Raw genomic sequence first — 14,424 nt, 5'->3', positions numbered from 1 at the left:
TCGTCCGTCTTTTACAACGGACATGCGGAGGGTTTTCACGGCAATAGTATAAAACAGGGGCAGACGCTAGTTAGTATTTCATACTAACGGTTGATACTCGATTTTTGACATCCAACGGTATCGTGTTCAAACAGAGTTGACTAAAACGATACAAAGAGCTTATGCGAGCAGGAAAACGAGCCAAAATTAGATCCAGAGGTGACTCAGTATGTACCGACACGGCCATATCGGCATTACACTCCTTACTCTCGTGCCAATCTCCTATGCACTCATCCAAAATGGTCAGTTCGCATTTGCTGGATTGCTCGCTCTTGGCCTACTCTTCGTTGAACCTCTTCCTGACAATGACCACTGGATACCTGGACTCTCACACCGTGGGGTGAGTCACTCGTTGCTGACCGCTGGCATTGTCGGACTCTTGTGTGCCGGTTGTGGCTGGCTTCTTGGACGGTATCTTACTGTCCCACTTGCGCACTGGCTGCAGACGACTGTCCTCCCAGCGACCAATATCACGGCAGTCGCAATTGCGACCGAGCAACTTGCCGCACTCACTCCCGAGCCACTCGCCGGACTTGGGTTTGTCATCGGAGTTCTCGGCATCTGCGTGCATCTCGCTGGCGACATCATTACGGTCAGTGGTATCCAGCCGTTCCTCCCATTCTCTCGGCGGCGGATCTCACTGTCACGCCTTCGTGCGGCGAGCACACTCGCAAACACTGGCTTCTTGGTACTTGGCGTGCTTGCGATGGGGACAGTCATTTTCGCACTCTCTCCGCTTGCAGGAGCGTTCCCGTGAGAAAATCAGACCCGAATCAAGTTCTATTTTTGATGACTACTCCGGCGTCACAATATCGTGCATGAATCGGTGATACTCTTCGACTGCCCAGTCGCCACGACCGACAGTCGCATACGCATTCCGTCGCTTATCGCTCGCTTTCGTCTGCTTCGAGATCAGCCCTTTCTCAACGAGTCGGTCGAGGCCAGGATATAATCGGCCGTGGTTGATCGGCTCTGGATAGATGTCTTCCAACGCCTCCTGCAGATCGACACCCTCAGCGGGCCCTAAGCGGTAAATGAGACACAAGAGGTGTGCCTGAAAGGCGGTGAGATCGGTCGGGAGATTATAGGACGCAAAATCAAGACCGGATTTGTTCTCGTGTGTGTCAGCAGCGTTGTCCTGGTCGGCTTCTGAATTAGTCATACTGGAGTGACTAATCTCCGCTACTTAAATCCTACTATAATATATAGTGAATAATCAATGCGAAACGCGTGGAAGAATACGGGATCAATGCTCGTCTTTGCTGGGAGAAGATGAGTATCGACTATCTTGATTGTCCGAAACCATCTTCAAATTGAGCCCAGATTGCTCCTTCACGCCAGCTAAAATTCAGTATATTATTCATAAGGGCTAAAGTTTTTATCACGGGGAAAAGAATAAAATCGTGTATGCACTCCCCATTCCGCCATCGAATTACGTATCTGGTCACTGCTCTACTTGCATTCAGTGTCAGTACTGGTATCGCCGCCGCGCAACAAAGCGAGATCAACAACTCGCTCAGTGAGATCGAACAGTTCGTCGCAACCACGTTGGGCCAAATCGGGGTCATTGTCTTCCTCGTTGGCGCAGCGCTATGGTTCGTCTCCGGACGCAACGCAAGTCGCACACAGTGGGGCTGGCGTGCGCTCTGGGGCGGCGCTGGGATGATCGTGCTCTCGGTCAGCTATAATGTGTTCGTCACGCTCTTTGAAAACCTCGCTCCGGGGATGATCGTCCCACCGTTCTTCTAACGACGGTGGGCTAGTTTCGTCTCCTGTATCTCGTTAGCTGACCATCGCCCTATACACGCTTTCCCCACGAATGCCACCACTCTCGGACACACGTCTTCGACCACTCATTCTTGGACTCGTTGTCCTGCTTCTGCTACTCAGTTCGTTTGCAACTGGCGTCAGCACCACCCGATTCGCGAACGCCACTGACGTCTTCGTCTCTGATGACCCAGACCCCACCATCGGTGCGCTGCCACCGTTCATTCAACCAGACCTCCGTACAATTCTCCAGTCCCCGAATATTTCGGCAGCAAATGCCAGTCGAGCTCGTGATTTTACGTATGCAACGTCCCAGCCGTCCCACGAAGTCGGGCCTCGCAATCAGACGCTTGCCGAGTACCGTCGTAACAACCTCCAGACCCTGCCGCACAATCGCTCGACGAGCGTGTGGTTTCCTGATTCGAATCGTTCGAACGGCACGGTCGTCACAAATGCGCATGTGACGATCCTTGGGACACAGAACGGAACGCAAACCCGTCTGGGACGAACAAACACATCGTCACAAAATCTCTTCTTGCTTCCCCGAAACGGGTCTATTCTCTCCTCGCTCGATTACTCGACAGTACTTCCAAATCAGACCTGTACAGTCACGAATGGCACCAAGACCTGCATCAACTATTCTCTCACGAGCCAGTCTATCAATCGGTCACTCAGAATTGGCTCCCAAACATGGGCTTCCGAGGATGCCTCACAGGAAGCCAAAGCATCGCGGCCCCTCACATACACGAACGCACAGGCGACCGGCCGAACGACAATGGTCGTGAACGGAACGATCACAACGCAGTTGACCATTCACAAGACCGTCTCAATCCGGACGAGCTCGGGGTGGCAGCAAACGAACGTGAGTTCGAATACGACTCTCCTTTCGCATACTGTTCGCGATGCAGCACCCGTCGTGATCACACCGAACCAGCAGCTCAACGCAACGCAAACACTCGTTACTGACAACGGTGACCTCAAACGGATAATTCTCCGTCTGGACGGACCCACGACAGTCACCAATCGTCGACAATGGAGTTACGCGGCATTCAAATCCGGGCAGATACGCCTCGAGAACGTATGGGGCGTCTACTCCCAGCATCGGTACCAGAATGCAACGATCGGCACCCAGCGCCCCAACACGACGCTCTCACTCAATGCATCACAACCGTTAGTTCCGCTCAACAGGTCGGCCAATCGCTCCTCGCCACTCAGCACGACTTCACAGAGAACAGTCCCACCGCCGAACGTCCTCGAAAAACAGCTGATCGCCGTTCGAAGCAAGCCAGCGATTGCTCGTGAGAATTCACAGGCAGCGTCGATGGCAACCGTTAGTCGCGTTCGTACTGTTCCGCTCGCTCCAGATGCTGCACCGCTCAAGCCGACCGTCAACCTCTCATCGGTTCCACCACGGGCGTCCACTCGTGTGGTTATTACGAACGTCGATCAGCCACTCACCACGCTCTACGACATTCATGGCGATGCAATTCCACTGAAAACGAGGACTGTCTCCGAACACCCGGTTTCGCTAACACTAACGAAGCAGGATAAGAGACACGTTCGGATTGAACTCACTGACGCACAGACTGGGAGCCCGGTCCCTAACCAATCGATCTATCTCCACGGGGCCGTCCAGGGGCGTGTTGCCACCAACAGTGATGGTGTTGCGATCGTCACGCGTGATGAAAGTGCTATCGAGGCCACGTTCCGCGGCGTCGCCAACGATTCACGAGGACTCTACTACGCCCCATCGCACAATCAGATTCGATTTGCGCCTACACCGTTCAACATCTATAGTGCACTGGTGGCACTGAGTAAGGGGTTCGTGGCTGTCATCGCATTCGTGCTATTCTATCTCCCATTTCACTATCTCCGTCGATAATAATTCAGAATATCTAAGAAAATATTTTTACGCGATGGTATTGATATACAAGCAAACACCATCTTTTTGACACCCAATGATCCCCACCCTCCAATCACACGGCACAACCATCGTTCACAGTGTTCCCAAGCTCACAGTCGGAACAATCCACCTCCCCGCAGAGATGACGTCATTCGTTCTTGCCGCCGGGTTCACGGGATGGATCGCAGACCTGTTCACCTGGCTCATGACGAAACTCATGGGCTTTGTGGGCCTGTTGATGTCGGGCGGTGTGTACACCTTCCTAGTGTTCGATAGCCCCTATACCGATCCGCAGTACCTCCAGGCGTTTGACCACCTGTTGGGTATCTTTCCCCAATTGCTGGTGGTCGTGGTGATGGCTGGCTTTGCCTCACAGCCATTTTCAAAGAAAGCCGACGTGGATAGTGTCATCCTGGTTTGGAAGGCGCTCAAGGCGATTATCTTCGTTGCCGTTGGTCGCCAGCTCATGCATTTCGGCCTGCTGCTCGTGAACGCGGTCATCGCCTACATTTACCCCGAGAGCTATGGCGCATTCGGGACGCAAGTGCTCAAAACCGGGATGGAAGGCGCAGCCGCCTCAGCGGGCGTCGTCGCAGTCGGCATGGTGATTTTGAGTGTAACCTCCATTGCTGGGATTCTCCTGTTGTTTGCGATGCTGGTGATTCGGGAGTTCCTCTTTGTAGCGATGTTTGTGACGCTGCCGATTCTAGCGGTGATGCTCTATCTCGACTTCGGGCCATTCGAGGATTCAGCGAAAGCGGCGAAGATGTTCATCAACGCGACGCTCTCGCTGTTTCTCGCAGGGATCTTCATGGCTGCACTCATGTATGTTGGCGCTGCTGCGATTGGTGCCACTGGATCCGGCACAGCTACACATGCAGCGGCCACTGCAGGGTCGGATCCTGGTTCGTTCAATGATGTTCTCGAGTCGTTCCTCTTCTGGTTGATCGGCTTGGTCGCACCTGCCGTCTATGGGCTGAAAACAGCCATGTCCTCCGGTTTTGTCCCTGGTCGGATACGCAGTCGGCGGAAGCGGACATCTCGAAGTCGGTCGTCGGCATCAGCAGGTGGGTCACAAGAGTCGAGCCGTGCGAGCATCATGAAGCAGGCTCGGTTTGGTGGGAAACGTGCCGGCAGCGCTGCAACAACAGCGAGCGCTGCAGCGGGATCCGCGATTAGCAAGGCCGATAATCGCGCTACTGGAGGAAAGGTCACAGGGTCCATCAACTCGGCAAGTTCCGCTGTTGGAAAAACAAAAGAAGGTATTGGATCTACCGCTTCATCGATCACTCCGGAATGGGCGAAGAAAAAGGGGATGAGTGAATATGGGAAAAAAGCTGGAAAACGTACAGTGAAAGACGCCCGTGCAGGAACCAACTTCACTTTGCGGAATCTCGATCGCTCACCTCTCGATTGGGCAGAGGCAGGTCTGGAACATTATCGCGAAGACCCAATCATCGGTGTGAACGATGATAAAACGAAAGCAAACCAATACACCTTGGACGAATGGTCTGGCTCATCTACTAGTAAAGATCGGTCAAAGTAGATCTTGTTGACAGAATATATTTAAGAGCTAAAAAGAAGAGATGAACTGAACTATGGACGGCCAGGAAAACACTACGTCCACCACAGGAAAGAACTCCGCAACTAAGAGACGATTTTTTAGCGCTCTCAACACGATCCTTCCATTTTTGCTGATGGTTACTTTGACATCAGTATGCTATCTCTTTATTCCGGTTGGTGTGTTCATTGTTGCTGGAAAATCAACAAGTCGAATAGGGGTTGTCATTCCAGCGGTTCTTAGCGTCCTTGGTATTTGGTATCTGCCAACGATGATCTCAGGTGCGATAGCAGAGGCTATAGACATTCTTACTGGAAAGAATAATCGTGGTCAGGTGGGCGATCTCTTTGGGATGATAATTGGGACATCTTTGTTAACCATACTCTGGTTTCTCCCGCTTTGGAATCACGTTTTTCCTGCGTTTGCAGCAATTTTGCAGCCGTTTCACGTTGCCTCTATGTTCGATAACCCATGGTTGGTAGGACTTAGCTGGCTCGTGTGTATACCAATTCCAGTGTATGCGACGCTTTCAGCAATTGAAGATCTGGAAAGAAACAATTCCACAAACGCAACAAAGAGTCAGCAGGTGAGTTTAACAGAGAGCGAGTCTGGTCAGGAGACACACGGAGAATTTCAAAAAAACCAATCCTCTACTGATAATCCCGATGAGAGTCGTCGAGCGACCAGTAATCAGCCACCTTCAGCACTCACCTTTGACTGGCGGTCAGCTCCCACCACGACGTTTCGCGATGTCGGTGGCATGGACTCCCTCAAACGCAATATTATGCGATCAGTCCTTCGCCCGCTCTCACATACCGATGCCGCCTACGAACGATTCAACGTCTCGCCACCAAACGGCATCCTCTTACATGGCCCTCCCGGTACCGGGAAAACACACTTCGCTCGAGCGATTGCTGGCGAACTCGGCCATCCATACCTCGAGCTGAGCGCTGGCGATATCAAAAGCCGATGGGTGAATGAGTCCACCGAGCAAGTCAACCAGTTGTTCAATGAGGCCGAGCAATTCGACCGATGTGTGATCTTCGTCGACGAGATTGACGCACTCCTCGCGGGTCGCGGAAACGATCTTCATCGTGAGCATGCTCAAGTCGTCAACGAGTTTCTCGCACACTTGGACGATGAAGACCCGAGCTTTCTGCTTATTGCAGCAACGAACCGTGCGGACCTATTGGATGAAGCTGCGACTCGCCGTGGTCGCTTTGACCAGCAGTACGAGGTTGATCTGCCCGACAAGGAGTCACGCGAGAAAATCTTCAAAGTGCGATTGCAAACGCTCCCGACCGAGCTCGATCAAGACGAGTATGAGGAGCTCGCCGAGCTATCTACCGAGCTCAGTAGTGCGGATATTGTTGGGATTGTCGATGACGCCGCAATGAAGGCTGCTGAACGAGATGCGCAAGCAATCACGTACGAGGATCTCGCCAAGTCGTTTCCTGATTCTACAGCGATTGAGTAGCAACTCAAACAGCCTGAAAACTAAAGTTGCGCGGATTGTGGTAGATCACCTCGATCCAGATGATATCAATTAATAGTTGGCTTGTACGGACCTGATCATATATATTACAATATATTTTTGCATGCAAATATAGGTTGTCAACGTCGCTATCACTTCTGCTACCAAGGCATGCAGAGATAGCCAATAGGCCAGTACCCGGACGCTTACTTAGGTTGAATCGTCATTATCACCATCTGTTAATCGATAAAGTGCATAGAGACCCCCACTAATCAGACTCCCAAATGTTCCAAGAACACTGAATCCAGGTTGGCCATCACTAACCGTTGTTTGAACCGATGTCTTCTTGGAAACTGTGCTGGTTATTGAAGTGCTCGTTTGCGACCGTTGTCTGCTCGTAGTTGATTTCGTGGTTGACGAGTGATTCGTAATCGGGTCGCTTATAGTCGTTTGTACTTTGTCCGTAGTTTCTGCTGGTGACACTGTGTTAATTTCTTCTTCGACAGTCGTTTCTGACGATGATGAAGTGGTCGTTGTTTCTCTTTTAGAGGTTTCCGATGATGGGGTTATCTCAGGCTCGTCAGTAGTCTGGGTTCTTGTCTGTCTTTTTCCATCATCGACAAATTGGTTACTGCAGTGTGGTGAGCACTCACACCCTCTAAATGCATACATGATTGTAACACCCATCGGAAGTCCATTGGTTGCAAGAAATATCTGGTTCTCCGAAAGGGCCGGAGAAAAAACAGAGTATAGATTCTTAATTGCATATGTCCAGCGCTTAACACCGGTTTGCTTGTCAAACGAATAGATTCCTGCTCTTACTGGCCGATTTGAGTATACAGAACACGCATGGTAGCGAGCAGCACCATATACTGAATCGGAACCGACGGTTGGATTGCCCGCAAATGCAGCAGGTGTCTCATACCGCCATTGTTCAGTACCAGTCTCCCGATTAAGTGCAAATGCAGTTCCAACTCCTTCAACCGGCGTATCGGCGTCAACAGACATATAGGTGTCATCTGTCCCTCTAGTGAATAGATAGAGGCTATTATTATCGACTGCAGGCGCACTCACATCGGTTGTCCCCTCCCGGACTGAGAGGGTTGTCTTCCACTCCACTTGTCCGTTCGTGGTGGAAAGTGCATAGACTAGCGGCGTATCATCTTCATGTGGGACAAGATATAGGAAATCTTCATCGACAGCCTTTGAAAAATTACCTGTATTAAATGGTGAAAGAGCACGCCAGCGTTCATCCCCGGTACGTGCATTACGTGCTATGAATATGGCTATCTCCTCATTCGGTCGATCAACGATAGCAGATGTGTAGAGCGTGTCATCGACGACACCGATCACGCGTTCATCTGCGGATGTTCCCCAGGCAGTGTCTCCAGTTTTTGCATCAAGTGCAAGTCCAGAAAGGTATACTAGTCCATTCGCAACTTCGAGAGTAGAATAATCAACAAGGTCAGTTCGTGCCCAAATTTCTTCGCCTGATTTCGCATCGAGCGCGTACACACCCTGTGCAACGTAATAGTTCCCATCACCCGATGAGCGTCCGATTGCATATATCACTCCATTTTCGACGACAGGAGAATGGGTGAGGAATCCGTATGGTGCGCTGGACTCCTTGAGAAGCTGTTTAGAACTTTGTTCTACCCTTTCCTTTTCTTTTTCAGTTACTGGATGTTTACGTACACTCCACAGTTGATTTCCTGATTTTGCATCGTACGCACTGATAGATCCTGTAGAGTAGATATCATCTGTGAGTTCGCCAACATAGAGAATACCATCGCTCACTGTCGGTGTTCCCGACCAATTCCCTCCACGGCTTTCCCAGTCGAGTTGACCATTAGGATCGGTAAAATTGTGTGATTCACTAAAGCGTGTTTGACCAGTGGAACCCCATGGACGCGTCCAGCTCGTTTCAGTAGGTTCAGTGGCTTCGACAGTATCGCGTGCAAATTGGCTACCGGCAAGTGCGGTGGTAGTTCCAATTCCAACAGTTTGAAGAAACGCTCTGCGGTCCATGAGAGAGTTCTTCATTTTTTAGATCTTGTAATAAGTTTTGTGTTCTATGAGATATGTAGATAATTATCGCAGTATTTTTATCCTCTTTCTGTATTGTGGAATGAATAATTTTACAAGAGCAAATAATTGAGTACAACTAAATCGATTCACTTCTCTCGCAGTCAAGCTTCGAGAGCGTCTAATACTTCCCAGAGCACCCCAACGACCGAAGTCGCGGTAAGCGTGAACTCGTCATAGGCGTAGCTTTCGACCGATGAATTCCGTTCTTGGAAATGGAGATGACCGCTAACATGCGGATTTGGTTCGAGATGCCATCCGCAATCAAATCCCGAGGACTTGCTGTATTGAAAGGCGAAGGTAGCAGTCAGCGATATGTGTTTGCGGTCCTCAAGCCCAGTTTCCGGTGGAAACGTCGAATTTGGATGCCATGTCACCCGAAACGTTGCAGTGTCCGCGTCGCATCCAAAATACCGAGGATCAACCTCTACTTGCCTTCGGCGTAGTACCCCTCTGGAATGCCATGCGCATTTGTAATCGCCGGATGTCGGTCGAGCTGTTCTTAGACGATGACGACCCGAGTTTCGCTTGTCACGGCAACGAACCGTGCGGATCTGCTTGATGAAGCCGCGACTCGTCGAGGTTGCTTGGACCAACAGTACGAGGTGGGTCTCCCCGACAAGGAGGCACGGAAACTGATTTTCCGCGTGCGACTCCGTGAACTCCCATCGGATCTCGATGAGGACGATTATGAGACGCTTGCTGAACAGACAGCGGATCGCAGCGCGGCGGATATCGTTGGGATGGTCGATGATGCAGCGATGCGTGCGGCCGAACGTGACGCCGAGGCAATCACGAAAGACGATCTCCTTGAGTATCGGTGAAAAAACAGGAATACTCTATCTCAGCCTTGGTAGAAACCCTCATGCGGCGATGAGCTCCGGTGATTCTGCTGAATAGAGAGTGCATATTCAGAATTAGCCTCCTCGCATCGATCGGACAAGGTAGACGATATGCAATAATATGTGAATTTGCTTAGTATCCATACTGCCGCTACTCCACACTACAACACACTACTGACGCTACTGGCAGTATAGAAAGTATTAAGGGGTAGTGTGGAATATGTGGTAGTACGGAGGATGACAGTGCAAATGACGATAACGGGAGAAGGGATCTCCGTCAATCGCAAGATATCGGAAGGTACAGCTCTCAAAATAATGGAAATCGCTCTCAACGATGAGGTGAGAAGTGGAGAGGAAACAGTAACTGTTTCTTTAGAGGGCAAGGGAATAGGACTTGATAGAAGTGTATCGGAGACGACTGGCGTCAAACTGATTGACGTCGGCGTCCACAACGGCAGTCAATCGATTACTGGAACCGACGATAGGGAAACAGAGCGAACAGAGGAGAACGGCCTCCCAGAGGACTTCTTCGACCGCCTCTCCGAGAAGCAGCGCGTGATGATCGAGATCCTCCTCAAGAACAATGGGGAGTGGATGCGTGGAAGAGAGATTCGGCAGACGATGCGCGATGAGTACGGAATCGACGTACCGGATAGCGGACGAGCCACAGCTGGGGTTATTGCTGGATTAACTCGCAAGTACGACGAGGACTTCCGGCGTGACGTAATTGATGGACAGTGGGCTGATGAGACTCAACAAAATGCGGAGTTCAGGATTGGCGACAAGTATCGCGAGGAGATCGAGGAGGTGCTCGGCAGCGATGAGTGATTCAAATAAGAGCCATGGCCTGCCGAGCGATTTTTTCGAGCGTCTGACGGAGAAGCAGGAAGGGATGATTCGTGTCCGGCTCGACGCCGAGGGGGAATGGATTCGTGGGAGTGAAATTCGCCAGCAGATGCGTGAAAACTACGGAATTGATATCGCGAAGAATGGTCGCTCGACGGCGGGCGTCATGGCCGGATTGACCCGGAAGTACGGCAAGGGGTTCCGACGTGATGTCATCGAAGGACGCTGGGGAGACGATGCTCGGCGGTATACGGAGCATCGAGTTGGCGATAAGTACAAGAAAAAGCTCGAGCAGCGTCTTGGTTAACAATTCCGTCCAGATTGGATGACCATAGACCGTATTGGTATTTTCGAAGTCGTAATGCATACATTCACATGTTTAGCACACAATTCTTCTCAGTCGCTGAAATATTCAATAAATTAGACTAATCAAATTGTTTCGTCCCAGCGGTTCGACTGACCAAATTGATCGGCGGAGGGCAGGCAACAAATCGTCAGTGCAGGCTAGCAAATGTGGTTGACCAAACTCACCGACGCTGGAGTACCGTCTCTAACCGATCAAGAATCTCCCACAGTACCCGCATAGGATGTTCACTTCCAAACGACACTGACTCATACGTATACTCCTCAGCAGGTGCCTCTCGCTCTTGATAGTGTTCCCACCCATCCACATGCGGATTTGGCTCGCAATGCCACCCGCAATCAAACCCCGACGGATCACTATAATGAAATGAAAACTCGGCTCGTGCGGTTGGAGTCTCTCCGGCAAACCATCGGATCGTGAGCGACCCTGACTGAGCCGATCCACCAAACACCGTTGGATCAAGCGTTGCTTGGACACGAGTGAATTGTCCATCCGGAACGCCGCGTGCCTCAGTCACGCCTGGGTGTCTCCCAGCGTTTCTTCGCAGTTCGAGCAGTATGTTATGTGACGCCTCTCCAGCATCATAGCCCCCGTCAGCAGCAAACATTGGCGATCACGTTAGGAAGGTGCAGGCGCTGTACCCGAGTAATCCGAGTAGTGTTCGATTGCATCCTCGATAAGGCGCAGTCGGTACCGAACGATATCCCAGTCACTTGCGACCTGCCGCACTTCTCGTGTCTCGGCAGCCGTCTTTACCTGAGCAGCCCGTTCACGCAGATTATCTGGGGAGTCGGCATCGTACTCATTTTGCCAGGCTTCGATTTGCTCTTGGAGGTCAGCACGCAACTGGATGAGATCATCGCGATCGCGGTCATCCAGCAAGTCACGGAGCGCCCGCATCCGCGTGTAAAGCGGGTCAGGCTGATAGAGCGTTGCCTGCTCACCCGAGACAGTCTGGAGGACGTTCATATCGACGAGTCGCTGGAGATGGTCACGGGCAGTATTTCCAGCGACCAGTGCTTCATCGGCGATCCAGTCGGCGGTGCGTGGTTGGGAGAGTGTCACGGCGATCGAGCGAACACGGTCGAACGCACTCGTGTTTTCTCTCCACACGTTGGCTCCCGGTGCATCAGTCATACTCGGTAATTGGTTGTGGAGTGCAATAATTCTATCGAGAGTGCAACTATTTGCATCTTCTGTCGATCAACTAGATGTCTTCGGTACGGATAATGAAGTGAGAATCAATAGCTCACCGACCGCTCGGTGCCCGATGAGTCCGCTTCCGTCCGAAGTTTTTCAGAGTTGAAGATGTTACAGCCTTCGGATCGCGCTGATTCGTCGTTTGGACAGGAGAGAACGCGCGGGCACAGGTTTATGAGAGAGATGGGTTTACAATCGTCTAACCCGGTGAAAACGAAGCATGACCGCAACGAGTCGCGATCGGCCAGAATTTGACACAGTACAGCTCACAATCGAGTTAACAGAAGCCCAAGAACTCATCGAGCAGTCATTGAAGGGATTGCGATCGTCAGTCACAAGGGACGGTATCCTCTTGCGCTCGTCTGATGGAATGTTGGTCGCGATTCTTCGTGGCGACTCATCGACCGATGAGCAGCATCGAACAGAACTTGCGTATCGCGTTGCACCACCGTCGGAACTCGCAACACGAAGAGGAAAGAAGGTATTCGAGAGTCTCGAATCACACCGTGCGTGATAACGGGGTAGCGGCGGGAATGAGCGGCAGCGGATCGCAGCGCAGCGGATATCGTTGGAATGGTCGATGATGCTACGATGCGTGCGGCCGAGTGTGACGCCAAGGCGATCACGACAGACGATCTCCTCACCGACAATGACAAACAAGAAGACTGAACCTGCTTTCCTGCCAGTTAATTTGATAATCAGAAGTAGAACCACCCCGGGAGTGCCGCTGTAATCTATGCACGACAGCTACTAAGAACTCTACTCGTCTTTGCCCTCTACATCCCCGTCACAGTAAGGGCAAAAGCGATATCTCTCTTCTCGTGGCACAGTCGTCCCTTTTTCGGGATCATATCGCATCTGATTGTAGTTGGTTCGGGTACCTACTTCTGTCACGAATCGACGACCACACCGTTCGCAGGTTGTGGAAAATCTCACCCATGGATATACACCGACAACAACAGCGAAAGCGGCTACAATCCACCCTACTCCCGAAGAGAAAGCCATGTCCCATAATGGTGTGAGTGGTTGTGCGAAGGTGAGAAACATACGCGCGGGCATGACGAGTAGAGGAATGCCGAAGAATGAGCCGAAGAGTGCGCTCAGTATCCCAATTAAACACACAACCAATATAATGAATTCACCAATTCCTGTCACAGCCAGTGGCTTATCCAGCCGCTGTCCGACTGACGTTTTGTAGAAAATTCTACAGAGTAGTCGGAATGCATCCCCGACGATATCAAACCCACTGCTGCTGTCGACTGTGTTATCTTCTGGGGCATTGATGTTGACATCACCAGTGCCATTGTTGACTGTATTGTTGACGTCCCCACCAGCCTCGATATGCGAATATTGCTCGTACTTTCTGCCCCCATCTGGTCGGGTATCCTGTGGTTCTTCCTCAGCTGTTTCTTTTTTGTGTCTTCTGCCTCATTTGAATCATTTGACATGAGGATAGTAAAGGTATGGTATGTTAATAAACTAACCGGTGAGGCGAAGTGAAAGTGGTCGTTCGGATCTATACGCTTGCACAGATACGGGAAAAACTGATGTGTATCCGCATACAACTGTATACTGTCGACCCACACTGGTCGGCGTCGCAGAAAACAAAATAAATGCGACGTGTGGGCGAGTGTCGCCTTGGACTGCATCACTCGCCCAGTTTCCTTCGCGCCCACAAGACACCGACAGCGACGAGTATCCATCCAGCGGGTTGCTGGCTGGCGATAATCGTCGCTCCGGAACCAATGAGCGCGACGGAAACACCATGCGGCGGTGTTTCTGTCGTCATTTTTCAGTCCGCGTTTTTCAGCGGACGTCGCGGTGTTCTCACGGGGAGAGTATAAAACAGCGGCAGACACATGAGCAACTCGGGATCGAGGACAGCGCCCGCTCAAGAACTTCTCGAAGAAGGTAAAACCTAAACAGGCAGACTTGCATACATGCGAATGGTCCCTTAATTACGCACCCGGACACCCACCCCTCCCTCCATTCCCCTTTGACGATTGTGCCACTGCAAGCGAACGTCGAGCGTGCACTCCGCACTCCCATAACCCGACGCCCGCTATTATTCATAACGAGCGGACCGTATATTATTATCCACTTCATTAAGAAAATCTGCAACTGCTTGTGACCGGAGCAAGGTCAGCAATCGATGACCTAGTTCCCGAACAAATGATTTGGGTGGGAGCATGTTTCCACTGCCAACTACCCTGCTTAGCGGCGGTGAATTAGCACGTTGTTCAAAGCATTCCCCGCACTTCCGTTGAAATCCATAAGCGGAAGTGCACCCACTCCGGCACCCTCAATGAAATCTGTGGGCAGTTCGTAGTGTAATCCGATCAT

At 51.3% G+C, this 14,424-nt stretch carries 13 protein-coding genes and 1 pseudogene; 8 read left to right on the top strand and 6 right to left on the bottom strand.

The window, feature by feature from the left end:
* Positions 1-208: 208 nt before the first annotated feature.
* Complete coding sequence (locus AC1XDK_RS30430) at positions 209-796, top strand: metal-dependent hydrolase (RefSeq protein ID WP_483353774.1); 588 nt, start codon at positions 209-211, stop codon at positions 794-796.
* 36 nt (positions 797-832) lie between these two features.
* Here AC1XDK_RS30430 and AC1XDK_RS30425 read toward each other — a convergent pair whose 3' ends face one another.
* Positions 833-1,201 carry a helix-turn-helix transcriptional regulator gene (locus tag AC1XDK_RS30425; RefSeq protein WP_483353773.1) on the bottom strand — a complete coding sequence of 123 codons (369 nt, stop codon included), beginning with the start codon at positions 1,199-1,201 and terminating at the stop codon, positions 833-835.
* A 245-nt stretch (positions 1,202-1,446) separates the two neighbouring features.
* Between AC1XDK_RS30425 and AC1XDK_RS30420 the strand changes: the two genes are divergently transcribed.
* Both AC1XDK_RS30420 and AC1XDK_RS30415 read left to right on the top strand, forming a co-directional pair.
* Positions 1,447-1,788 carry a hypothetical protein gene (locus tag AC1XDK_RS30420; protein ID WP_483353772.1) on the top strand — a complete coding sequence of 114 codons (342 nt, stop codon included), beginning with the start codon at positions 1,447-1,449 and terminating at the stop codon, positions 1,786-1,788.
* A 70-nt stretch (positions 1,789-1,858) separates the two neighbouring features.
* A pseudogene (locus AC1XDK_RS30415) lies at positions 1,859-2,713 on the top strand (DUF8186 domain-containing protein); the annotation flags it as partial.
* Positions 2,714-2,895: 182 nt separating this feature from the next.
* Here AC1XDK_RS30415 and AC1XDK_RS30410 read toward each other — a convergent pair.
* Positions 2,896-3,228 (bottom strand): hypothetical protein, encoded by a 333-nt coding sequence (locus AC1XDK_RS30410; protein WP_483353775.1) that lies wholly within the window; start codon positions 3,226-3,228, stop codon positions 2,896-2,898.
* Positions 3,229-3,764: 536 nt separating this feature from the next.
* On the opposite strand from AC1XDK_RS30410, the gene AC1XDK_RS30405 reads away from it, so the two are divergent.
* Both AC1XDK_RS30405 and AC1XDK_RS30400 read left to right on the top strand, forming a co-directional pair.
* A complete protein-coding gene (locus tag AC1XDK_RS30405; protein WP_483353771.1) occupies positions 3,765-5,255 on the top strand; it encodes a hypothetical protein in 1,491 nt (496 codons plus the stop codon).
* A gap of 52 nt (positions 5,256-5,307) precedes the next feature.
* Entirely contained in the window at positions 5,308-6,747 is a 1,440-nt protein-coding gene (locus AC1XDK_RS30400; protein ID WP_483353770.1) for an ATP-binding protein, read from the top strand.
* A 207-nt stretch (positions 6,748-6,954) separates the two neighbouring features.
* On the opposite strand, the gene AC1XDK_RS30395 is transcribed toward AC1XDK_RS30400, so the two are convergent.
* On the bottom strand, positions 6,955-8,772 hold the full coding sequence (locus AC1XDK_RS30395; protein ID WP_483353769.1) for an outer membrane protein assembly factor BamB family protein: 1,818 nt from the start codon (positions 8,770-8,772) through the stop codon (positions 6,955-6,957).
* A gap of 566 nt (positions 8,773-9,338) precedes the next feature.
* On the opposite strand from AC1XDK_RS30395, the gene AC1XDK_RS30390 reads away from it, so the two are divergent.
* The 3 genes from AC1XDK_RS30390 to AC1XDK_RS30380 all read left to right on the top strand — a co-directional run bounded on the left by AC1XDK_RS30390 (position 9,339) and on the right by AC1XDK_RS30380 (position 10,824).
* A complete protein-coding gene (locus tag AC1XDK_RS30390; RefSeq protein ID WP_483353768.1) occupies positions 9,339-9,653 on the top strand; it encodes a hypothetical protein in 315 nt (104 codons plus the stop codon).
* A 267-nt stretch (positions 9,654-9,920) separates the two neighbouring features.
* Complete coding sequence (locus AC1XDK_RS30385; RefSeq protein WP_483353767.1) at positions 9,921-10,499, top strand: hypothetical protein; 579 nt, start codon at positions 9,921-9,923, stop codon at positions 10,497-10,499.
* Positions 10,492-10,824 carry a hypothetical protein gene (locus AC1XDK_RS30380; RefSeq protein ID WP_483353766.1) on the top strand — a complete coding sequence of 111 codons (333 nt, stop codon included), beginning with the start codon at positions 10,492-10,494 and terminating at the stop codon, positions 10,822-10,824. Before AC1XDK_RS30385 ends, AC1XDK_RS30380 begins: the two co-directional genes overlap by 8 nt.
* A 675-nt stretch (positions 10,825-11,499) precedes the next feature.
* On the opposite strand, the gene AC1XDK_RS30375 is transcribed toward AC1XDK_RS30380, so the two are convergent.
* From AC1XDK_RS30375 to AC1XDK_RS30365, 3 genes are all read right to left on the bottom strand, one after another.
* On the bottom strand, positions 11,500-12,018 hold the full coding sequence (locus AC1XDK_RS30375; protein WP_483353765.1) for a DUF7342 family protein: 519 nt from the start codon (positions 12,016-12,018) through the stop codon (positions 11,500-11,502).
* A gap of 1,214 nt (positions 12,019-13,232) precedes the next feature.
* Positions 13,233-13,529, bottom strand: a complete 297-nt coding sequence (locus AC1XDK_RS30370) for a hypothetical protein (protein ID WP_483353764.1) — start codon at positions 13,527-13,529, stop codon at positions 13,233-13,235.
* A 200-nt stretch (positions 13,530-13,729) separates the two neighbouring features.
* Complete coding sequence (locus AC1XDK_RS30365) at positions 13,730-13,870, bottom strand: hypothetical protein (RefSeq protein WP_483353763.1); 141 nt, start codon at positions 13,868-13,870, stop codon at positions 13,730-13,732.
* Positions 13,871-14,424 lie beyond the last annotated feature (554 nt).

This window comes from Haladaptatus sp. HS23, from assembly GCF_056892285.1.
Note: the sequence above shows the minus strand (reverse complement) of the source record. Positions and strands in the feature narration are given on the sequence as shown.